We start from the raw sequence: 20,661 nt of genomic DNA on the forward strand, positions 1-20,661 counted from the left end.
GAAGCTTGCAAGAATTTTAGAGTTAGAGGAAATGTCATGAGTCAAGGTAAGGTCGTGCAAATAATTGGCGCCGTTGTGGATATCGAATTTCCACAATCAAGCGTGCCAAAGGTCTACGACGCGCTGAAGCTAACCGACGGTGGCCTCAAAGGGTTAACCCTCGAAGTGCAGCAGCAGCTTGGTGGTGGTATTGTGCGTACAATCGCAATGGGTACTACCGACGGCTTGCGTCGTGGAATTACAGTAGAAAATACAGGCGAACCAATCATGGTACCAGTGGGTAAAAAGACCCTCGGCCGTATCATGAACGTATTGGGTGAGCCAATTGATGAAGCCGGTGACGTTGGCGCAGAAGAGCGTATGTCAATTCACCGTGCCGCACCCACCTACGAAGAACAGTCAAACGCGACTGAGCTTTTAGAAACAGGTATCAAAGTTATCGACTTGATTTGCCCGTTTGCTAAAGGTGGTAAAGTCGGTCTGTTCGGTGGTGCTGGTGTTGGTAAAACCGTAAACATGATGGAGCTTATCCGTAACATCGCAATCGAGCACAGCGGCTACTCAGTCTTTGCTGGTGTTGGTGAGCGGACGCGTGAGGGTAATGACTTCTATCACGAGATGAAAGATTCAAACGTACTCGACAAAGTAGCACTGGTTTATGGCCAGATGAACGAGCCTCCGGGTAACCGTTTGCGTGTTGCTTTGACCGGTTTGACCATGGCGGAAAAATTCCGTGATGAAGGTCGTGACGTATTGTTCTTCGTCGATAACATCTATCGTTACACCCTGGCCGGTACCGAAGTATCAGCATTGTTGGGTCGTATGCCGTCAGCGGTAGGTTATCAGCCTACACTTGCTGAAGAGATGGGTGTATTGCAAGAACGTATTACCTCAACTAAGACCGGTTCAATCACGTCAATCCAGGCCGTTTACGTTCCTGCGGATGACTTGACTGACCCATCACCAGCAACAACCTTCGCCCACTTGGATGCGACTGTTGTATTGTCACGTGATATCGCGTCTTTGGGTATCTACCCAGCGGTTGATCCGTTGGATTCAACCTCGCGTCAGCTTGACCCGCAAGTTATCGGTAAAGAGCATTATGACGTGGCACGTGGTGTGCAGTCAGTCTTGCAGCGCTACAAAGAACTGAAAGACATCATCGCAATCTTGGGTATGGACGAACTGTCAGAAGAAGACAAACTGTCAGTATCGCGTGCTCGTAAGATTCAGCGCTTCTTGTCACAGCCGTTCTTCGTAGCAGAAATATTTACCGGCGCGCCTGGTAAATACGTTGCATTGAAAGACACCATTGCTGGCTTTAAAGGCATCTTAAACGGTGATTACGACGACCTTCCAGAACAAGCGTTTTACATGGTTGGCAGCATCGAAGAAGCGGCCGAAAAAGCCAAGAAAATGTAAGAACCGGGAGGTTTAAATGGCAGCAAAAACTGTACACCTTGACGTGGTCAGCGCCGAAGAAAGCTTATATAGCGGCGCAGTTGAGACCGTGCAAGTGACCGGTAGCGAAGGTGAACTGGGTATCTACCCAGGTCACGCGCCACTTATCACGAAAATCAAACCAGGTATGGTTCGCGTCGTGAAAGAAGGCGGTGAAGAAGAAATCATCTACGTCGCCGGTGGTGTGCTGGAAGTGCAGCCTCACAACGTCACGGTTCTGTCTGATACAGCCGTTCGCGGTGAAGAGCTTGATGAACAACAAGCTCTTGATGCGAAAAAACGTGCTGAAGAAGCAATCGCAGATTCCAGTTCTGACCTCAGCTATGCAGAAGCTGCAGCAGAACTGTCGCGGGCGTTGGCACAATTGCAGATTATTCGCAAAATTCGCAAATAATTTGCTCCAGCCCACAGAAGCAATAAACGTAAAACCCAGCCTTCGTGCTGGGTTTTTTTGTGCAAATATTCTGCAAAGTCTGTAAGCCTGAGTCTTACAACGCAATTTTCCTCCTGTTAATTTCCTGTAATCTAGCTAGAATAGGGCCTTCAGATTCACCAACCGAAAAAATGGAAGGATTCATGGCATTGAGTGTAGTGGTTCTTGCCGCTGGTAAGGGCACCCGCATGCGTTCGGCGTTGCCAAAAGTGCTGCATCCGGTTGCCCATAAACCTATGGTGCAACATGTGATCGACAGCGCACGGCAACTGGATACGAGCGCCATTCATGTGATTTACGGCCACGGTGCTGAGGCGTTACTTGAGCGTCTTAGTGGGCAGCAGTTGAGTTTTGTTGAACAAGCACAGCAGCTTGGTACCGGGCATGCGGTGCAGCAAATTGTGCCGCACGTGAACGACGACGAGCATGTGCTTATTTTATACGGCGATGTGCCTTTGACTCGCGTGGAAACCCTGCGGGATTTAATTAACGCCGGCACGGGAACCGACCTTGCGCTATTGACCGTAACCCTCCCCGATCCGACCGGTTACGGCCGTATTTTGCGCGATGGTGATGGCAAAATTACCGGTATTGTTGAACAAAAAGATGCCACCCCAGAGCAGCTCCAGGTTACTGAAGCGAACACCGGCATGATGCTGGTTCAGGGCAAAGCGCTGAAACGTTGGTTAGGCCAGCTTTCCAACGACAACGCACAAGGTGAGTACTACCTGACGGATATCGTTGCCATGGCGGCACAAGAAGGTGTCGCTATCGCCTCGACCCAACCTCGCGACATTCACGAAGTTGAAGGTGCGAATAACCGTGTGCAACTCGCGGCATTAGAGCGTGCGTATCAGCAGCGTCAGGCGGAACAACTGATGATGGACGGCGCCACCCTGCTTGATCCGGTACGCATCGATGTGCGCGGTACGGTGAGCATCGCCAACGATGTAATCGTCGATGTAAACGTGATTTTTGAAGGCCATGTCGAGCTGGGCGAAGGCGTGGTTATCGAGAGCAACTGCATTTTGCGGAACTGCAGCATTGCCGCCGGCAGCCGGATCAAATCACATAGCATTGTCGAAGAAGCACAAGTTGCGGAGCATTGCGAAGTGGGCCCCTACGCCCGTTTACGACCGGGCTCAGTACTTGAGCAAGGCGCCAAAGTCGGCAATTTCGTCGAAATGAAAAAGACCCGTCTCGGCAAAGGCTCTAAAGCCAATCATCTGACCTATTTGGGTGATGCCATTATCGGTGAAGGCGTGAATATTGGTGCAGGCACCATCACCTGTAATTATGATGGCGTGAACAAATTTACCACTGAGATCGACGATGGCGCCTTCATTGGCTCCAACAGTTCCTTGGTGGCGCCGGTTCGTATCGGCAAGCAGGCGACGGTAGGCGCAGGTTCGACCATCAGCAAAACCGTCGACGACCACGAGCTTGGGATAGCACGTGGTAAGCAACGCAATATTACTGGCTGGGAACGGCCACAGAAAAAGGGATAAGCAGTATGTGCGGAATTGTAGGCGCCACTTCAGAGCGGCGCATTAGCGAGATCTTATTGGAAGGCCTGAAACGTCTTGAGTACCGTGGTTACGATTCAGCGGGGCTGGCGGTATTAACTGATAATGGCATCATCCAAAGCTTACGCCGTACAGGCAAAGTGCAAGAGCTTAAAGACGCAGTGGGTGAGCATCCGCTTAGCGGTACCACAGGCATTGCACATACCCGCTGGGCAACACATGGTGGTGTGACCGAAGCCAATGCGCACCCGCACATTTCGAACAATAGCATTGCAGTGGTGCATAACGGCATCATTGAAAACCATGACAAACTACGCGAAAAACTGCGCGGGTTAGGGTATGAATTCCGCTCTGATACCGACACCGAAGTCATTTGCCATTTGGTGCATCACGAAAAGCAATCCCACGCGGATTTATTCGACGCGGTACAAGCTGCGGTAAAACAACTCGATGGCGCCTATGGCACCGTAGTAATAGATTGTCAGGACCCCGGGCGCCTCGTGGTTGCACGTTCAGGCAGCCCATTAGTGATAGGTCTGGGTATCGGCGAGAACTTTATTGCTTCTGATCAACTGGCGTTATTACCAGTGACGCACAAATTCATATACCTTGAAGAAGGTGACATGGCGGATATCACCCGCACCGACGTCAAGATCTATGATAAAACTGGCCAGCGGGCCAAACGCGCGATTCATGAGTCTGACGGTCAGTACGACGCGGGTGGCAAAGGAAACTATCGCCACTTCATGCTGAAAGAGATCCACGAGCAGCCCAGCGCCGTGCGTAACGCACTCGAAGGTCGTTTGGTAGAGGGAAAAGTTGCCGACAATGCTTTTGGTGAAGGTTCGATGAACTTGCTAAAAGATATTGAGCACGTGCAAATTGTCGCCTGTGGTACCTCGTATCATGCAGGTATGGTTGCACGCTACTGGTTGGAAGCGCTGGCAGGCGTTTCGTGTAACGTCGAAATCGCGTCCGAGTTCCGGTATCGGCAGTCGCATGTCCATCCGAATAGTTTGCTGGTAACCATTTCTCAGTCGGGTGAGACCGCAGACACCCTCGCCGCTTTACGCTTGTCGAAAGAGCTCGGCTACAAGGGGTCGTTAACCGTCTGTAACGTGGCGACCTCGTCAATGGTGCGCGAATCGGACCTAGCCTACATGACCCGTGCGGGCACTGAAATCGGTGTAGCGTCGACCAAAGCCTTTACTACGCAACTGGTGGGCCTGATGATGCTGGTGCTGGCTCTGGGTCAGTCACGCGGCTTATCGGGCGACAAACAACAACATATCGTCTCCGCTTTGAAAGCCCTGCCTTCAAAACTTGAAGAAGCATTGCTGCTTAGCGATGAAATTGAAGCGCTGGCACCAGAGTTTGCCGACAAGTTCCACAGCCTGTTCCTCGGCCGCGGCTCGCAATACCCGATTGCTATGGAAGGTGCGCTGAAGCTGAAAGAAATTTCCTACATTCACGCAGAAGCCTACGCCGCCGGTGAGCTTAAACATGGCCCGCTAGCGCTGATTGATGCGGAAATGCCGGTTATCGTGGTCGCGCCGAATGATGAATTGCTCGAGAAGCTGAAGTCGAATGTTGAAGAAGTCCGCGCCCGTGGCGGCATCATGTACGTGTTTGCCGACAAAGATGCTCACTTCAAAAGCGATGACAGCATGCGCGTGATCAACGTTAGCCATTGTGACGAACTCATCGCACCTATCGTCTACACCATACCGCTACAGCTGCTGTCGTACTTTGTTGCCATCATCAAAGGCACCGACGTGGATCAGCCGCGTAACCTGGCGAAATCGGTGACCGTGGAGTAACGGGGTGGTTATGGTGAAATCTCATTCTCTGAAAAAAATACGCCTAATCATTTGGTTAAAAATTGACCATTGATTTTCGGGAAATATATACCAGTCTTACTAGAGAGTAATTCTGCTCGAAAAAATAGTGGTGACTATTATGGGTACTAATCAGTGGGTTGTTTTAACAGATGACGGATGGGGAGTGAGGGGCGAAGGAAATGAGCGCCTGACAAGTCGACACGACACCCAACAGGAAGCGATTGACGCCGCCCGAGAAACTGCGAAAAGGCAGAAAAGTGAGCTGATTATCACCGATCGGGATGGCAAAATACGTGACAGAAACTCTTTTGCAGAATAATTTTGCCAAGAGTTTCATAAATTTTGGTAAGCGTTTAGCCGCTGGCGGGTCTGAGAATAACTCCCGGCGGCTAATAATCATCTCTCCGGCGATCCTGAATATCCCATCTCCAACTCAAACACAATTAAAATTACGCTAAAAGGCTATAAATGACCTATCAGGCAATAAACTTTAACAACAAGTTCGGGCTCTTTGACGAGCAGTGGTCACCAAAAGTGATCGCTGAGATGAATGACTACCAGTTTAAGGTGGTGAAGTTGGAGGGCGAGTTTGTCTGGCATGAGCACAAAGATACCGACGAAACCTTTATCGTCCTGGAAGGTAACCTCAGAATCGACTTCCGCGATGGGCATGTGGATTTGGCTGCAGGGGAAATGTACGTGGTCCCTAAAGGCGTAGAGCACAAGCCCTACGCGGCGGCCGAGGCTAAGGTTTTGCTGATCGAGCCGCGCGGTGTGGTGAATACCGGCGAAGCAGGAAGTAGCAAAACCGCTCAAAACGATGTGTGGATCTAATGATCGGATTATCCAGCATACTGCACCAATCAAGCGCCCTGACCTTTGACTCGCCGCAAAATTAACCCTTTTCAGAAATCTGACCTATTCTACTATTTATCCGAACGCAACCGAATAGTAACCCACGTAAGGAGATATCCCGTGGATCAAGCAAACAAGCTCAAATTTCTAAAGTTAGCTCTTATGGTTATTGGCGTTATTTTTATCCTTGGCATACCGGCGATGATGATGTGGATTTGGCCATCTGGTTGGAGCTGGTTGCCGCGGCAGCCTGAATACGAACAAATGATGATGGGTTTATACATTACTTTAGGCGTATTTCTTATTCGCGCGGCAAAAGATCCGCTCGCAAATCTAAGTCTTATCTGGTTTACCATCTGGTCAAGTATCGTACACGGCGGGATCATGCTCATTCAGGCTCTCGTTGACGACGCTGAACGCGCCAATCTGTTGGGCGATGTGCCCGCATTATTTTTGGTCGCACTAGTGTTGTGGTATCTGGTGCCGAAGAAACACCAAAACTAGTAGCGGTGTTCAGAGCTCTTCGGGACAGTCGCAAGTCAGCTGTAGAATCTCTCACCCGCTGGTAACTTCGTTTATCTTTGCTATGTTTAAGAGGTAGTTATTTCACTATGTGTCTTAAACAAAAAAGGAAAATCCAATGAGCTTTTTATGGTTTCTATTGGTAGGTCTTGTCGCTGGTTGGCTAGCAGGAACATTGGTCAAAGGTGGCGGCTTCGGAATTCTTGGTAATATAGTCATTGGCATTATTGGTGCGTTGCTGGGTGGTTTTTTGTTCAATTTATTGGGGCTATCTAGTAACGGTGGCTTAATCGGCAGTATAGTCGTAGCAACCATCGGAGCTATCGTGTTACTTGTTATTGTGCGGGCACTCAAAAAAGCCTGACCCTCTTTAAGTCTCTAATCAATATTGCATTTGCCATGCCAGTCAGTAACATGACCCGGCATGGCTAAACCTCGCAAGAAACAACCTCATCGAACCGTGCAAATCAGCTGCAGCAAATGCCGCGCGCCACTTTATAAGTATCGTAAGGGCGGCAAAGGCGCGCTGGTAAAGTGTTTCGTCGAGCGTATCGTTGAAAATCACACCACTGAAGTCGGCATTTGCCCTGGCTGTGGTCAGGAATTCGCCCGCGAAACCATGATCCGTGGTGCCCCCGCCTATAAGATCGTTGGCGGTAAGGTCATGGTAAAGTAGTTTCGATTAACTGCAGCAATCCTCAATTTTATCAGCTTCACCGCGGCGCACTTGCAGCGCATTACGGACGATGCCAAGAGCTGAAAAAATGATTATGGCAGCAATGATGAGGGCAACCAGTAGATCTGGCCATGCTGCGTTCTGAGAACTTACCAGTAACGCCGAGAAAATAACGCCAGCGTTCATCAGCATGTCGTTGCGTGAGCAGATCCAGCTGGCACGAATATTGAGGTCGCCGTTGCGGAAGCGGTACAGGAGTGCAAAGCAAATGACGTTCACAACCAATGCAAGTAAAGCTACGGAAAGCATCATGTCAGCATTGGGCGCACTGCCAAAGATAACGCGTTTGACAACATCAAGGATAACAAGGCTGGCTAAGACGAGCTGCAAGGTACCATTTAACAGCGCTGCATTTGCTTTGTGCTTCAAGGTCTTGCCAACGGCGTACAGGCTAGCAGAGTAAACCAGTGCATCGGCTAGCATGTCTAACGAGTCAGCAATGAGGCCACTTGACTGGGCGATCCAGCCAGCAATAAACTCAACGAAAAACATCACCGCATTAAGAACTAAAACTGTCCACAGCAGTTTACGTTGTGCATTATTAATCTGTGCCTGGGTGTCGGTGCCACAGCAACTACTCATTAAACTCTCCTGATTAACAACGCGCGCATTTTATCACAGCTAACGGTTGAGTAGTAAGTGCACCCGGCGCTGCAGTTCGGGTGCCACCTCAGCTTCAAACCAGGGGTTACGTTTAAGCCAGATGTTGTTGCGGGGGCTTGGGTGCGGCATGGGCAATACGTGTGGCCAGAATTCACGCCAGCGTGACACAGTCTGGGTCAGGTTATCGCGTCTGGAACCCAGCCCCTGGTCATGCAAATGCCAGCGTATAGCATACTGACCGATGGCCAGCACCAGCTCGAGTTTGGGCAGCTCAGCGAGTAGCCGGCCACGCCAAAGCGGCGCGCATTCAGGTCGTGGCGGTAAATCGCCGGATTTGCCGGTACCGGGATAACAGAATCCCATGGGTAAGATGGCGAACTTCTGAGGATCATAAAAGGCATCACGATCGACGCCTAACCAGCTGCGTAGTCGATCGTCGCTAGCATCGTCGAAAGGCAATCCGGAGGCATGCACGCATCGCAGAATCGCTAGATACGGATGTTTATTTTGCTGATCCGTATGCTTCGTATCAGCGCGGCGCAAACGAAAATGCGAATGGGTTATTGCGTCAATACGTGCCAAAAGGTACTGACTTACGCACTGTAACCAACGAACTGATAGCTGTTTATCAGCAGCGCTTGAATTTAAGACCTCGGAAAACTCTGGGGTTTATTCAGCCAGATATAATTTTTAAAGAGCAATTGCAACAAGCTATGAGCGAGTGTTGCTTTTATTAGTTGAATCTAGGAATGATTAGTTTAACCTTATAGGTCGGCGTAATGAAATATTAAAAAGGCATTACGGATGGCGGAAGAAAGAGGAGTTCAATTTTTGAGCTTTACACGAGCGTTAGTGAAAAGTTATGGAATATTTATTCTTCTACTGCTCGGTTTCGCGCCAGCGTTTGTAATAGCTTATCTTTATTTTTTTCATGGAAATGATTATTACTTCGAGCACCACCTCGTTCATGAGATAGCGATTAGTTTCTCGATATTGCAAAGCGCTTTTATAGCGTACGTGACTTATCTATGTTTTCGTAAGACCCAAGAGTTGTTTTTGTTATTCCTAACGTTAGCCTTTCTCGGATTTACAATAGTTTATGCAATGCACGGAGTGTTCACTCGCCTTTCCCAAGAGCACTTGATGGTGTTTATTTTGTATGGCCCAGGCTCACGATTTGTTATGGCCTGCTTCTTGTTGGCTGGATTGATTTATTATGGACGAACAAGCACTCCATTAAGTATGGTAAAACGTCCGTTTTATTGGTTCGTTTGGGCTGTCATTTTTGTAATTCTTAATCTTTCGCTTTACCAATTAGCTGTATCGGAATGGGCAAGTCTCTCGCGTTGGGTCATGGAAGTTTCGGCGCTAGTCATTATGCTGATTTGCGCGGGGATGATCGTAATACGTCGCTTGAACTCCTCTTTAATGATTATCTATGCATTGTCTTTGCTGTTTTTTGCTCAATCCTCTGTTGCTTTTCTATTGGCGTCTGCTTGGGACCATCTATGGTGGTTTGCTCACCTGTGCTTCAGTGCTGGTTTCATGATGCTAAGTTTCGGTGTTATTCAAGCGTTTCTTACTACCGGGTCTTTTCATGAAGTTTATAGCCAAGCAGAACTGATGGAAAAACTACAAAAAGAGAAGCTACGTGCAGAAAGCACTTTGGTTGAACTAGAGCGAGCATATGAAGCTTTAGCAATTTCAGCATCAAAAGACTCCTTGACCGGATGCGCGAATCGACGTGAATTTGAAAATCAAGGAAAGCTGGAAATTGAGCGAGCGAAACGCAGTCGATTCCCCCTCTCATTTCTCGTTCTAGACTTAGACAACTTTAAACAAATCAATGATCAATATGGTCACTCGATTGGCGATGAAGTCATTAAAACATTCGCCGAATTGGTTGAGAAAGTTCTGCGGCCGAGTGATGTGTTTGGTCGAGTTGGTGGTGAAGAATTCGCATTAGTCTTGCCTGGTACCACTAGTGAAAGCGCTGTTGTTGTTGCCGAGCGGATCCGAGCCAATAGTGAAGTAAAAGTTGTAAAAACCGCAGAAGGAATAATTAGCTTTACCGTCAGTATTGGTGTGGCTTCATTTGGTGTAGATGGAGATAACTATAAATCTTTAATGATCACTGCCGATGACCGTATGTATTCAGCAAAGCGCGAAGGGCGAAATCGCGTCATCTCAACATCAGGTAGCAGAAAGATATAAAAAGCTCTAATCAATTTCTTAGAGCTTCCTCTATTCAATAATCAAAAAACCTTTAGTTGCGGCGCCAGCTGTGGAATTTCTGCACCCAGTTCAAAAGTTTCTCCGGTGCATTCGCGCGCTTCCAATTACCGGCCACAGATTTATTCGCTTCGGCCATGGTTGGATAGCTATGGATGGTGCCTAAAATTTTATTCAGGCCGATACCATGTTTCATCGCTAGCACATATTCAGCTAACAGTTCACCAGCTTGAGCACCGACAATGTTAACGCCCAAAACCTTATCTTTGCCTGGGACTGTGAGTACCTTAATGCGGCCATAGGCTTGTTGATCGGCGATAGCGCGGTCTAAATCGCTGATATCGTACTCGGTGACGTCGTAATCCACCCCTTGCTCGTCGGCGACCTGCTCGGTTAGACCGACATTAGCCACCTCTGGTGTGGTGTACGTCACCCATGGAATAACCGAATAGTCGACCCGGAACGTCTTGAATGGGTCAAATAGCGCATTCACCGCCGCATACCAAGCTTGATGCGAAGCAACATGGGTGAACTGGTAAGGTCCAGCGACATCGCCGCAGCCATAAATATTAGGGAAATTGGTTTGCAGCAACTCGTTAACTTTAAGAGTTTTACCTGTTTCAACGCCCAACTCTTCAAGACCAAAACCTTCGAGGTTAGCCTGTCGGCCAAGGGCAATCAGTACGCGATCAAACGGCAACGCCACGTTTTCATTTTCGTGTTCAGCGATCAGCACGCATTCGCCATCTCGCTCAGTAAACTCCACAGCTTTGTGATTTAACCGTAAATCGAGGCCATCATCGCGTAATTGTTTTTGTACCAGGGCTGAGGCATCAGTGTCTTCATTAGCAAGCAGGCGTGAAGCCATTTCCACCACAGTAACCTGACTACCAAGTAGCTGAAAGGCTTGTGCCAGTTCACAACCGATGGGGCCGCCGCCGAGAACCAACAATTGCTTCGGCAGTTCGCGCAGGTGCCATAAGTTTTCAGAAGTCAGGTAATCAACCTGGTCCAACCCCGGGAAGTTAGGCACGAGCGGACGAGCGCCAGTGGCGATGATGATGCTGCGGGTACTGATAAGTTTCGAGCCTGCAGGGCTTTCCACCTTGACCTGCCAGGGCGAGACGATGGTCGCCTCGCCCTGTTCGACGTCAACGCCAAGTTTGGTATAGCGCTCGACTGAATCATGTGGCGCAATACGTGCGATGACCTGTTGTACGTTATCCATCACCTTGGCGAAGTCAATTGCTTCAATGCGGCTGGTTACCCCAAGCTGTTCGGCGTCACGGGTTTGGCGAATGCTCTTGGCGACATGCAATAACGCTTTAGATGGCACACAACCGGTATTCAAACAGTCGCCACCCATTGCATGCTTTTCGATCAAGGTCACTTTGGCCTTGACTGCTGCGGCTATGTAAGCACTCACTAACCCAGCTGAGCCAGCGCCAATGACAACAAGGTTGGTATCAAACGATTTAGGCTTGGTAAAACCGCCATAAGCGCGGCGACGTTTTAAGAAACTAAGAATGAACTTGGCCAGTATTGGGACTAAGCCGAGTAACACTAAAGCGCCGAGCAAGTCGACCGAGAGCACATCACCTAAGCTGGAAATTTCTGCCAGTTGGGTACCGGCGTTAACGTAGACTGCAGTTGCTAACAACATACCTACTTGGCTGATCCAATAGTAAGTCCAGGTCTTAATTTTGGTAAGACCCATGACCAGATTGATGACAAAAAACGGGAACAAAGGCACCAGCCGTAAACTCAAGAGGTAAAACGCACCGTCACGTTCAATACCTTCGTTGATCGCGCGCAACCGTTGGCCAAACTTTTTCTGTACCCAATCATGAAACAACCAGCGTGCGCTAAGAAAAGCCAATAAAGCACCGACGGAGCTTGCAAAAGATGCCAGCAACAAGCCCCAGCCCAGCCCGAAAATAGCGCCAGACCCTAAAGTCAGAACTGTAGCCCCCGGAATGGAGAGTGCGGTGCAGACCACATAAATGGCAAAGTACAGACCAAATAAAAATAGCGGCCGCTCGGTGAACAGCTGATTTAGCGCTTGTTGCTGTTGTTTAAGCTGGTCCAGGGTTAAATACTGGGTCAGGTCAAATACAAAAACACTGCCTACCAGCGCAATGATAATGGCTATAAACAGTAGTTTTTTATACGACATGAGAGCTCCGGTTAGATTAGAAGTTGTAGCTAAAGCTCAACTGAGCATGGCGAGGAAGCGACGGAAACGCAAGGGTCGCACCAAAATAGCCACCTTCAAATACCGGTGCCCAGTTCTGCTGATCGGTCACGTTAATGATGTCGAGGCGCGCGTGGAAACGCTCGCTGAAGCGATACTCGGTCGACAAATTTAGCTGGTGCTGATCGCGAATAAATACCGTCTGCAAGTAGTCCAATGGATATGACTTGGTATAGCTCAAATCGCCACCGACGGTCCACTGCTCGTTCACGCGCCAGCCCATCACTGCCGAAGCCTGCACTTCCGGTACGCCCTGTAGTTGTTGATAGGACGCTGGGAACGCAGCAAAGTTCGGTGCACCAACGCCGGTACCATCGATAATGTCGGGCCGCGAGTCATCAAAAGCGTCAGCGACTTGGCGGGTTCCCTGAAAAGCGGCTGAGTTATCAAAATAAGCATCGATATAACTGGCTGCGACCGTTGCCCAAAAGCCATTGCCATGGTCGTAGTGCCATTGCGCTTCAATACCCTCTGAACGAATACCGCTGTTGGAACCATCGCGGTTACGCAAGCTACGGCGTTGATCGAAGAGCACTGCATCGGCATACCAACGGGCTCCCGTTGGCGCATATTTTACGCCGACCTCGTAAAGACGGTTTTCGGTCGCAAAATTTTGCGGGTCGATTTGTTGGTTGGCATTAAGCACTGTACCGCCAGCCATTGAATTCGACGTCGAATCACTGTCGTAAGCAGTGGCATAGAGCATGAGTTCGTTATTGATGTCGTACTGCAAGGCAAAGCTGGCAGCGCTTAACCATTCGCTGTGGGTATCGCGACCCGGAGTGACGCCGGCAGGCGCAATAGCATCCCGCGCTTCAACATCGTAGTAGTCGGCTCGCGCACCAAAGGTGGCGAGTAAGCGATCGGTCAATTGCCATTTGTGTTGGGCGAAAAGGCCCCACTGGTAGCTGGTGGAATCCGTGGTGTCGGAAAGATTAAAATCACCGACCCCATCGTTGTTGAGATCGTATTGCGTGCCTGGTGATACGTAAACACCCGGGCGCAGTTCAACCAGCCGGGCACGCTGCTCTGCAGTGAGAGGGATTCTACGTTGGGCAAGGCTGCCGGTTAAATCTATGGGTAAATCCGCTTCGGTAGTGAACTGACTGTAGCCAAGTACATCGTTGTAGCGCATATTGACGCCAAACACGGTTTGGTCGGCATAGTGCAGTTCGAGACGATGTTCAAAGGTTTGTGCGCCGTCTATGATCTCCACGAAACTATTCTGATTAATGCCTTCGCGGTCCAGGTGTTGATAGTAGCTGCGGTTAACCATGAGCCACTGTTGGCTCAATTGATACGCTAAACTCGAGTGCACTAACAGTGTTTCTGCGGTATTGGTATCGAGTGGGTCGGTAAGCACTTGACTACGATCGATCTCGACTTGTCCGGTGGGGCTAATTACCGCAAATGCGCCAGGAACATAAGACCCATTGGGTTGTTGGCCTTGGCCGGTGATATACAAATTGTCATCAATTAAAGCTTGGGTAGGACGGTTAATGCCAGCGTTATCGGTCCAGGCGACATCATAGTACTCAACGCCAAGGGACCAGCGTGTCGCGGCATTGGGCTGCCATTCATAGGCCACAAACAGATCGTCACTACGCAGTTGGGTAAAGTCATAAAAGCTATCTTCGTTAATGACTTCAGCGCTAACACGTAGGGCCGATTCGCCATCGGCGAACAGCTGGTTATGGTCAACCTGCAGTCGATACTGCTGCCACTCGCCAATTCGACCGCGCACCAGTGTGCCGGAAGCATTCAACTGCGCACGCTTAGGTTGTAACTGCACAAAGCCACCAACGCGTTGCGTGGTCCCTAGCATTACTGGTGGAGCGCCTTTAACCACCGCAATCGAAGCAATGGCATTTAAGCTTATAGGTACACCAAGACCATTATTGCCTGCCTGGCGACGCATGCCGCTCTCAAATAACTCACCCAACTGACCCCGCAAACTTGGCAATGAAGGGTTACCAAAGCCTGCAGCAGCGTGGCTATTCGGGGCAAATCGAGCAATGTCATGCAGATCATCGATGTTCGCCGACTGCATCAGTGACTCAGTGATAACGGTGGCTGCACGCGGGATCTCGCGCAAGGTGTCGGCGTTGCCGAAAATACCTTCTATAGGTTCTTCGCTAGGTAATACCAGCTCTTGCTTCGAACCATGCACTTGAATGATTTCGTCAGGTTCGACATTCTCTTGTGCCAGCACATTAAGAGGTAAAAAAACTGGTAAAAAAACTGGGAAAAACCCAGCCACGGATAAAATTTTCAAAACAGTTCACTCCACCAACTAAATCAGGTCAAACACTTACGTCTATACTAAGTATTTGGTTTATTATCGATACCTTCTAGTATCGACGGTTTAAGGGTAGTTAGTAAATGACAAAAACGCCGAAGCAAGCAACCAAAACAACGGATTCACTCGAAACTTTGATAACCTCGGTGGCGCAAGGCACCGAGTTGCACTTCGAATCGGGGCTGTGCGGTGACTGGTCGTTACTTGCCGACGAACCGGAGAAGGTTGGCTTTCATATTGTCACCAGCGGTCACTGTTGGCTCGGTTTCCCAAACAGTGAGCAGCAAACACAACGACTTAGCGCAGGTGATACTGTTTTTGTGAATCAGGGCGTATCGCATTTTCTCAGTCGCGAAAAAGTTCCGGCACAAGTCAGTCTAGCCGAACTCGACGATTACTGTACACCTGAGCATCGTGAAAATGGCGTTATTTGCTATGAGCTAAATGAAGTCAATACAACTTCGGCATTGGTATTCAGTCTGTTACCTCCCTGGATAGTGTTGCGAAATAGCGAGCAAACCGAGCAGTTGGCTGGAGTGTTGGCGATGATTCGTAGTGAAGCGTTAAGACAAAAGCCAGGCTACCGTACAGTGATACAACGCCTAAGCGATGTGCTTGCGGTACACTTGTTGCGCCAGATCATTGCGACCGAGCAAGGGCTCGTAGGTGTCTTTGCTGGTTTGCATGATAGCGCACTGACTAACGTGTTAGAGGCGATTATTAAGCAACCAGAGCATGATTGGGACGTTGAAAAAATGGCTAATCTAGCCTGTTTGTCAATGAGTGCCTTTGCTGATCGCTGTTTGCGTAAAACCGGATTAACCCCGAAAAAACTGCTTGATCAACTTCGCTTTCATCAAGCAAAGTATTTATTAAGCACCTCAACTCTACCTATCGAAGTGATTGCGTCAAAAATAGGCTATCAGTCGACCACCGCGTTTGGTCGTTTTTTTAAAAAGTATGCTGGGAGTTCAGCTCTTGAGTTCCGAACTTCTACTTAATTGTCCGAAACAACGCCTTGCTCAATCAAAACACCGGTAATCCTGTTGAAACCTCGTGTTTCGATCTGTCATTGCTATAGTTAGTGGTAACTTTCATTCGCAAAGTAGGAGTACGGAATGGCTAAATTTACGCTTCATTCGATTGATTCTGCACCAGAGGCAAGTCAAAAACGCTTGCAAGGTGCAAAAGACGAAATGGGTATGGTGCCCAACTTATTTGCTGTGATGGCGGAATCACCGCAATTGTTAGAAGCCTATCAAACCCTCGACGGACTGTTTAAAGAGGCTGGTTTTGATAAAAACGAGCTCACTGTCGTCTGGCAGACCATTAATGTTTTCCACAACTGCCATTACTGTGTACCGGTGCACACGGCAATAGCAAAGAATATGGGAGCAGATGACGGCATTACGGAGTCCATCAAAGCTGACGAAGCGCTTAGTGACGAAAAGCTAGAGGCACTACGGAAGTTCACTAAGACAATGGTTGAACAACGTGGTGATGTCGATGGCGACGCTGTTTCAGCATTTTTGTCTGCAGGTTATGAAAAACGGCATGTGCTCGCAGTGGTACTAGGTATTGCGCAGAAAACCATGAGCAATTACACCAATCACTTGGCAGAAACGCCGATTGATGAACCCTTCAAAAAATTCGCGTGAGGTGTTTATGTCTGAATTAACTAACTCGCAATCGAAACTCGAAAACAAACTCGCGTGGAGCCTCTTGGCGCTGCGCCTTAGCGTCTTTATTGTAATGTTTATCTGGGCACTGGATAAATTTGTGAACCCCGGGCACACCGCAGCTGTATTCGAGGGCTTTTACGGGATTGGTGGCTTATCAGCTAACCTTGCCGCAGTCTTGGGCGGCCTGCAGCTGGCACTATGTGTAGTGTTCGTCGCCGGACTCTGGAAGTTTTTTAGTTACGGTCTGATTTTCATTTTACACGGCGCCTCGACGCTGTCGTCATTCCCTCAATATTTAGATGCTTTTAACAACATGCTGTTTTTTGCAGCTTGGCCAATGTGGGCAGCGTGCTTCGCATTGTTTTACTTGCGTGATTACGATACTAAGACGCTTGGTGCGTTAATATCTAAGGCTAAGTCTTAGTCGTCCGTCAAAGGCCCTTTGCACAGCGTGCAGTCGCCGCTGGCGTCGGCAGAGCTTTCTACATAACGAAGTTTGTGTGATGCTTTGCCGCGGTTGGCGGTGAACTGATAACGCTGTTCTCGAGCGGCGGGTTTGCGCGCAATAAACTGGCAGACGGCACCAGTGCCATTATGTCGGTCGCCCTCATGGATCTCGCGTTCAAGCTCTTGGTTAATCTCCACCTCATAACCCTTAAAAGCGCGAACGAGTTCTGCTTGTGAGACCATGAGGTCGACATCACTTGGCCCGCCGGTATCACGCTGCAGTTGAGCTGAGGTATAAGCCTCGAGCAAAAAGAAGCCGCCGGGCTTCAAACTGGCGGCAATTTCCTCGTAGAGATGCGCGCGCCCCGCACTTGGCAGATGGCAGAAGATGGCGACGATACCGTCGTAGTGTGCAATCGGCAATTGCGCTTGGGTTAGATCGACGCATTCGGTTTGAATACTTACCCCACGCTGGGCTGCTAATTGCTGTGCTTTGTCTAAACCGACTTGCGATATATCCATAGCACACACCTCGACACCGAGCTCGGCCAGGTAGACAGAGTTTCGTCCTTCGCCATCGGCGACGCACAACACATGGGGGTGTTCATAGGCGGCCAGAAGATCGGGCGCATGCTGTAACAGGAAATCATTTGGCGCGGTGCCATAAACGTAATTATCAGTGTTGTAGCGTTCATCCCAAGAGTTAGTCATAGTTTTTTCCAACAAAATCAGCGACGCTGTGCCGCTCTTTCACTTGCTCGCTTTCGTCGCCCCAGGTACGGTTTACCATTCTGCCGCGACGTACGGCGGGGCGTTCGCCGATCTCGTTGACCCAGCGCACGACATGCTCATATTCATGCACTTGTAAGAACTCTGCAGCGTCGTATGCTTCATTATTTACCACAGCGCTGTACCAGGGCCAGATTGCCATGTCGGCAATGGTGTAGACGTCGCCAGCGATATAACGATGGTTGGCGAGTTGACGATTAAGCACATCGAATTGCCGTTTTACTTCCATGGTATAGCGATTGATAGGGTACTCGTATTTTTCTGGCGCATAGGCATAAAAGTGACCAAAGCCGCCACCAAGAAATGGACCGGCGCCCATCTGCCAAAATAACCAATTTAAGGTTTCTGTGCGTGCGGCATGTTCGGTGGGCAAAAACGCATCAAATTTTTCTGCTAAATAAAGCAGAATCGAGCCGGACTCAAACACCCGGGTAGGTGGGTTAGTGCTGTGGTCAACCAACGCCGGAATTTTGGAGTTTGGATTAATGTCGACAAAACCGCTGCCAAATTGATCTCCTTCGGTGATATCGATCAGAAACGCGTCATACTCTGCCTCAGGGTGCTCAGTTGCGAGTAATTCCTCTAACAAAATGGTCGCTTTGACGCCGTTCGGTGTTGCTAACGAATATAACTGCAACGGATGCTCACCCACGGGTAATTCTTGCTCATGAGTGGCCCCTGCGATCGGGCGATTGATTTTGGCAAACTTACCGCCGCTTTCTTGATCCCATTGCCAAACTTTAGCTGGGGTGTAATCTGACGACATATTGATTTCTCCGCTGGTTGCTGCGTATTTAAAACAACAAAGGTGGCACTTGGCCACCTTTGTATCATAGCTATACGGTTATATTTTAATTTTGGACTTCAATGTCATTTTCAACCGACTGAACGCCTTCTACACCTTCAGCAAGCTGTCCAGCCAGGTCTGCCATTTCATTTGTTGGCACAACACCGCTTAACACGACGTTGCCGTCAATGGTTTCCACGTTGATGGACATCGCATCAATCGCACCTGTTTCTACAAACGCTGCTTTTACGCGTGCAGTAACGGCTGCGTCACTAAGGAAATCTCCCGCTTCAGCGGTTTTCTCTTCGGCATACGCCATAGCATCATTAGCAGCTTCTTTGGTTTCTTCTGCCGCATTTTCCATGGCATTACCTGCATCTTCAGCTGCTTCATCCGCTTGTTGCATGGTTTGATCAGCTTGATCTTCTGCAGACTCTTGCTCGGCTTGACTGCAAGCTGCAAGTGATAGGCTCGACAACAATGCGATGATCGCTAAACGATTCGTACTTTTCATAAATTAACCCCCTGTTTTTACGATTAACTTCCGCCTATAAGGGTAGCTATAAATTGTAAATTTGCGAGCTTATTTACCCTAGCTTTGCGTAATTAAAGATCTGTGCGAAAGTAATAACAGATTAAACTGAACAGTAGCTGAGGGAATTTATGGCGCTTTTAGGAAACATTCTTTGGTTCATTTTTGGTGGTTTGGTGATGGGTTTAGGCTGGTGGTTAGCTGGGTTGATTGCGTTTATCACCATTATCGGCATTCCGTGGGCACGAGCATGTTTCGTGATTGGCCGCTTTGCATTTTTCCCGTTTGGCTATGAAGCGATTAACCGCCGCGCGTTAAAACAGAAAGACGATATTGGTACCAGTGCATTTGGTACACTAGGCAATATTCTTTGGCTAATCTTTTTTGGCTGGTGGTTGGCGTTAGGTCATATTTTTGCCGCCATTGCCTGCTTTATTATTATCATCGGTATTCCATTTGGCATCCAGCATGTGAAACTCGCAGTGATTGCGTTAATGCCTATCGGTCAAACGGTGGTACCTAAAGAGGTTGCCCAGGCCGCGCGGCAAAAGAATGCAGAAGAGTATGTGAATAACCTACGGAAAAAATAATCAAAGAAACACGACAACTAAATACGGAGTGTGCAGCATGACGTGGATGATCTATGGAGCTTATGGCTATACCGGCGAGCTGGTTGCTAAGTACGCGAAAAGCCAAGGCTTAGAACCTGTGCTTGCTGGACGTAACGAGAAAAAACTAAAAGCTGTTGCGGGGCAGTTGCAGCTCCCCTATCAGGTGGTGAATCTGCAAGACGCTGTTGCATTGCGCCAAGCTCTGGGAGAAATGGAGCTTGTAGTGCATTGTGCGGGTCCATTTGAGGTGACCGCAGCACCTATGATCGATGCGTGCATTGCTACGCGTACTCATTACCTTGATATCACGGGTGAAGTCGCGGTATTCGAATACGCACACAGTAAAGATGAAGAAGCGAAGCGGGCAGGTGTTGTGCTCTGCCCTGGCGTTGGCTTTGATGTGATCCCAACGGATTGTGTTGCGGCGCGATTGAAAGAGCGACTGCCAGATGCGAACCACTTAACTTTAGGCTTTGACTCAGCTTCGCGAATGAGTCGCGGCACGGCTAAAACCAGCGTGCGACGTTTAGGCGAAGGTGGCGCCGTGCGTCGTGATGGAAAAATTGAATCCGTTCCATTAGCGTACAAAACGCGCACCATCGATTTTGGTAACGGCGAGAAGTTTGCCATGACAATTCCATGGGGCGATGTTTCCACTGCCTATTACACTACCGATATTCCAAGTATTGAGGTGTTTATACCGGCATCGCCTAAACTCGTAAAACGTTTGCAGCGCATGAACTACTTCCGGTGGTTGTTACGTTTTGAATGGGTCAAAAGCTGGCTCGAGAAAAAAGTTGAGCAGCAGCCGGCGGGGCCGAATGAAAAACAACTGGAAGAAGCCCTTACCTATGTATGGGGTGAGGCCAGTAATGCTCAGGGCGAAGTGGTGACGTTGCGCGAAAAGGTAATGAATGGGTACAAGCTAACCAGCCATGGCGCGGTGGATATAGCGCAACATGTATTAGCTGAAAAGCCTGAAGGTGGGTATTATACCCCAGCAAAACTGTGTGGCGCCGAACTTATCGAGCGCTATCGTATCAAGTAAGGA

The 20,661-nt window shown here is 49.0% G+C and carries 22 protein-coding genes and 1 pseudogene; 16 read left to right on the plus strand and 7 right to left on the minus strand.

Annotated elements, in window-relative coordinates:
* The first annotated feature begins 36 nt into the window (after positions 1 to 36).
* From atpD to ACQ5ES_RS10140, 9 genes are all read left to right on the plus strand, one after another.
* Entirely contained in the window at positions 37 to 1,422 is a 1,386-nt protein-coding gene (gene atpD, locus ACQ5ES_RS10100) for a F0F1 ATP synthase subunit beta (RefSeq protein ID WP_445016444.1), read from the plus strand.
* A 16-nt stretch (positions 1,423 to 1,438) separates the two neighbouring features.
* Positions 1,439 to 1,855 carry a F0F1 ATP synthase subunit epsilon gene (locus ACQ5ES_RS10105; protein WP_126762981.1) on the plus strand — a complete coding sequence of 139 codons (417 nt, stop codon included), beginning with the start codon at positions 1,439 to 1,441 and terminating at the stop codon, positions 1,853 to 1,855.
* Positions 1,856 to 2,037: 182 nt separating this feature from the next.
* On the plus strand, positions 2,038 to 3,402 hold the full coding sequence (gene glmU / locus ACQ5ES_RS10110) for a bifunctional UDP-N-acetylglucosamine diphosphorylase/glucosamine-1-phosphate N-acetyltransferase GlmU (protein WP_445016446.1): 1,365 nt from the start codon (positions 2,038 to 2,040) through the stop codon (positions 3,400 to 3,402).
* Between the two features lie 5 nt (positions 3,403 to 3,407).
* Positions 3,408 to 5,240, plus strand: coding sequence for a glutamine--fructose-6-phosphate transaminase (isomerizing) (gene glmS / locus ACQ5ES_RS10115; RefSeq protein ID WP_445016448.1), 1,833 nt, complete (start codon positions 3,408 to 3,410; stop codon positions 5,238 to 5,240).
* Between the two features lie 139 nt (positions 5,241 to 5,379).
* On the plus strand, positions 5,380 to 5,580 hold the full coding sequence (locus tag ACQ5ES_RS10120; RefSeq protein ID WP_445016450.1) for a DUF2188 domain-containing protein: 201 nt from the start codon (positions 5,380 to 5,382) through the stop codon (positions 5,578 to 5,580).
* Between the two features lie 149 nt (positions 5,581 to 5,729).
* Entirely contained in the window at positions 5,730 to 6,095 is a 366-nt protein-coding gene (locus ACQ5ES_RS10125; protein WP_445016452.1) for a cupin domain-containing protein, read from the plus strand.
* A gap of 141 nt (positions 6,096 to 6,236) precedes the next feature.
* A complete protein-coding gene (locus tag ACQ5ES_RS10130) occupies positions 6,237 to 6,620 on the plus strand; it encodes a DUF6632 domain-containing protein (protein WP_445016454.1) in 384 nt (127 codons plus the stop codon).
* 136 nt (positions 6,621 to 6,756) lie between these two features.
* Positions 6,757 to 7,002 (plus strand): GlsB/YeaQ/YmgE family stress response membrane protein, encoded by a 246-nt coding sequence (locus ACQ5ES_RS10135; protein ID WP_445016456.1) that lies wholly within the window; start codon positions 6,757 to 6,759, stop codon positions 7,000 to 7,002.
* 60 nt (positions 7,003 to 7,062) lie between these two features.
* The gene (locus ACQ5ES_RS10140; protein ID WP_445016458.1) at positions 7,063 to 7,314 is read left to right on the plus strand and encodes a hypothetical protein; all 252 of its coding nucleotides are present in this window, start codon (positions 7,063 to 7,065) and stop codon (positions 7,312 to 7,314) included.
* A gap of 6 nt (positions 7,315 to 7,320) precedes the next feature.
* Here the strand turns inward: ACQ5ES_RS10140 and ACQ5ES_RS10145 are convergent, their stop codons facing one another.
* On the minus strand, positions 7,321 to 7,956 hold the full coding sequence (locus tag ACQ5ES_RS10145; protein ID WP_445016460.1) for a cation efflux transmembrane domain-containing protein: 636 nt from the start codon (positions 7,954 to 7,956) through the stop codon (positions 7,321 to 7,323).
* A gap of 39 nt (positions 7,957 to 7,995) precedes the next feature.
* Positions 7,996 to 8,559 (minus strand): uracil-DNA glycosylase family protein, encoded by a 564-nt coding sequence (locus tag ACQ5ES_RS10150; protein WP_445016462.1) that lies wholly within the window; start codon positions 8,557 to 8,559, stop codon positions 7,996 to 7,998.
* On the opposite strand from ACQ5ES_RS10150, the pseudogene ACQ5ES_RS10155 reads away from it, so the two are divergent.
* Positions 8,445 to 8,714 (plus strand): annotated as a pseudogene (locus ACQ5ES_RS10155) (IS30 family transposase); the annotation flags it as partial. The gene ACQ5ES_RS10150 and the pseudogene ACQ5ES_RS10155 sit on opposite strands and share 115 nt — an antisense overlap.
* Positions 8,715 to 8,781: 67 nt before the next feature.
* The gene (locus ACQ5ES_RS10160) at positions 8,782 to 10,191 is read left to right on the plus strand and encodes a GGDEF domain-containing protein (protein ID WP_445016464.1); all 1,410 of its coding nucleotides are present in this window, start codon (positions 8,782 to 8,784) and stop codon (positions 10,189 to 10,191) included.
* Positions 10,192 to 10,243: 52 nt separating this feature from the next.
* Here the strand turns inward: ACQ5ES_RS10160 and ACQ5ES_RS10165 are convergent, their stop codons facing one another.
* Together ACQ5ES_RS10165 and ACQ5ES_RS10170 are read right to left on the minus strand one after the other, a co-directional pair.
* The gene (locus ACQ5ES_RS10165) at positions 10,244 to 12,385 is read right to left on the minus strand and encodes a dihydrolipoyl dehydrogenase family protein (protein ID WP_445016466.1); all 2,142 of its coding nucleotides are present in this window, start codon (positions 12,383 to 12,385) and stop codon (positions 10,244 to 10,246) included.
* A 16-nt stretch (positions 12,386 to 12,401) separates the two neighbouring features.
* The gene (locus tag ACQ5ES_RS10170; protein ID WP_445016549.1) at positions 12,402 to 14,732 is read right to left on the minus strand and encodes a TonB-dependent receptor; all 2,331 of its coding nucleotides are present in this window, start codon (positions 14,730 to 14,732) and stop codon (positions 12,402 to 12,404) included.
* Between the two features lie 113 nt (positions 14,733 to 14,845).
* Between ACQ5ES_RS10170 and ACQ5ES_RS10175 the strand changes: the two genes are divergently transcribed.
* The 3 genes from ACQ5ES_RS10175 to ACQ5ES_RS10185 all read left to right on the plus strand — a co-directional run bounded on the left by ACQ5ES_RS10175 (position 14,846) and on the right by ACQ5ES_RS10185 (position 16,868).
* Complete coding sequence (locus ACQ5ES_RS10175) at positions 14,846 to 15,763, plus strand: AraC family transcriptional regulator (RefSeq protein ID WP_445016468.1); 918 nt, start codon at positions 14,846 to 14,848, stop codon at positions 15,761 to 15,763.
* A 117-nt stretch (positions 15,764 to 15,880) separates the two neighbouring features.
* A complete protein-coding gene (locus ACQ5ES_RS10180; protein WP_445016470.1) occupies positions 15,881 to 16,420 on the plus strand; it encodes a carboxymuconolactone decarboxylase family protein in 540 nt (179 codons plus the stop codon).
* 7 nt (positions 16,421 to 16,427) lie between these two features.
* Positions 16,428 to 16,868, plus strand: coding sequence for a hypothetical protein (locus ACQ5ES_RS10185; protein WP_445016472.1), 441 nt, complete (start codon positions 16,428 to 16,430; stop codon positions 16,866 to 16,868).
* Here the strand turns inward: ACQ5ES_RS10185 and ACQ5ES_RS10190 are convergent.
* The 3 genes from ACQ5ES_RS10190 to ACQ5ES_RS10200 all read right to left on the minus strand — a co-directional run bounded on the left by ACQ5ES_RS10190 (position 16,865) and on the right by ACQ5ES_RS10200 (position 18,981).
* A complete protein-coding gene (locus ACQ5ES_RS10190) occupies positions 16,865 to 17,602 on the minus strand; it encodes an SAM-dependent methyltransferase (protein ID WP_445016474.1) in 738 nt (245 codons plus the stop codon). The genes ACQ5ES_RS10185 and ACQ5ES_RS10190 overlap by 4 nt on opposite strands.
* Positions 17,595 to 18,446 carry a glutathione-dependent disulfide-bond oxidoreductase gene (gene yghU / locus ACQ5ES_RS10195; RefSeq protein ID WP_445016476.1) on the minus strand — a complete coding sequence of 284 codons (852 nt, stop codon included), beginning with the start codon at positions 18,444 to 18,446 and terminating at the stop codon, positions 17,595 to 17,597. Before yghU ends, ACQ5ES_RS10190 begins: the two co-directional genes overlap by 8 nt.
* Before the next feature lie 85 nt (positions 18,447 to 18,531).
* Positions 18,532 to 18,981 carry a BON domain-containing protein gene (locus ACQ5ES_RS10200; protein ID WP_445016478.1) on the minus strand — a complete coding sequence of 150 codons (450 nt, stop codon included), beginning with the start codon at positions 18,979 to 18,981 and terminating at the stop codon, positions 18,532 to 18,534.
* A 149-nt stretch (positions 18,982 to 19,130) separates the two neighbouring features.
* On the opposite strand from ACQ5ES_RS10200, the gene ACQ5ES_RS10205 reads away from it, so the two are divergent.
* Positions 19,131 to 19,589 (plus strand): YccF domain-containing protein, encoded by a 459-nt coding sequence (locus tag ACQ5ES_RS10205; RefSeq protein ID WP_445016480.1) that lies wholly within the window; start codon positions 19,131 to 19,133, stop codon positions 19,587 to 19,589.
* 37 nt (positions 19,590 to 19,626) lie between these two features.
* A complete protein-coding gene (locus ACQ5ES_RS10210) occupies positions 19,627 to 20,658 on the plus strand; it encodes a saccharopine dehydrogenase family protein (RefSeq protein ID WP_445016482.1) in 1,032 nt (343 codons plus the stop codon).
* The last annotated feature ends 3 nt before the right edge of the window (positions 20,659 to 20,661 follow it).

The organism is Pseudidiomarina xizangensis (assembly GCF_052541995.1).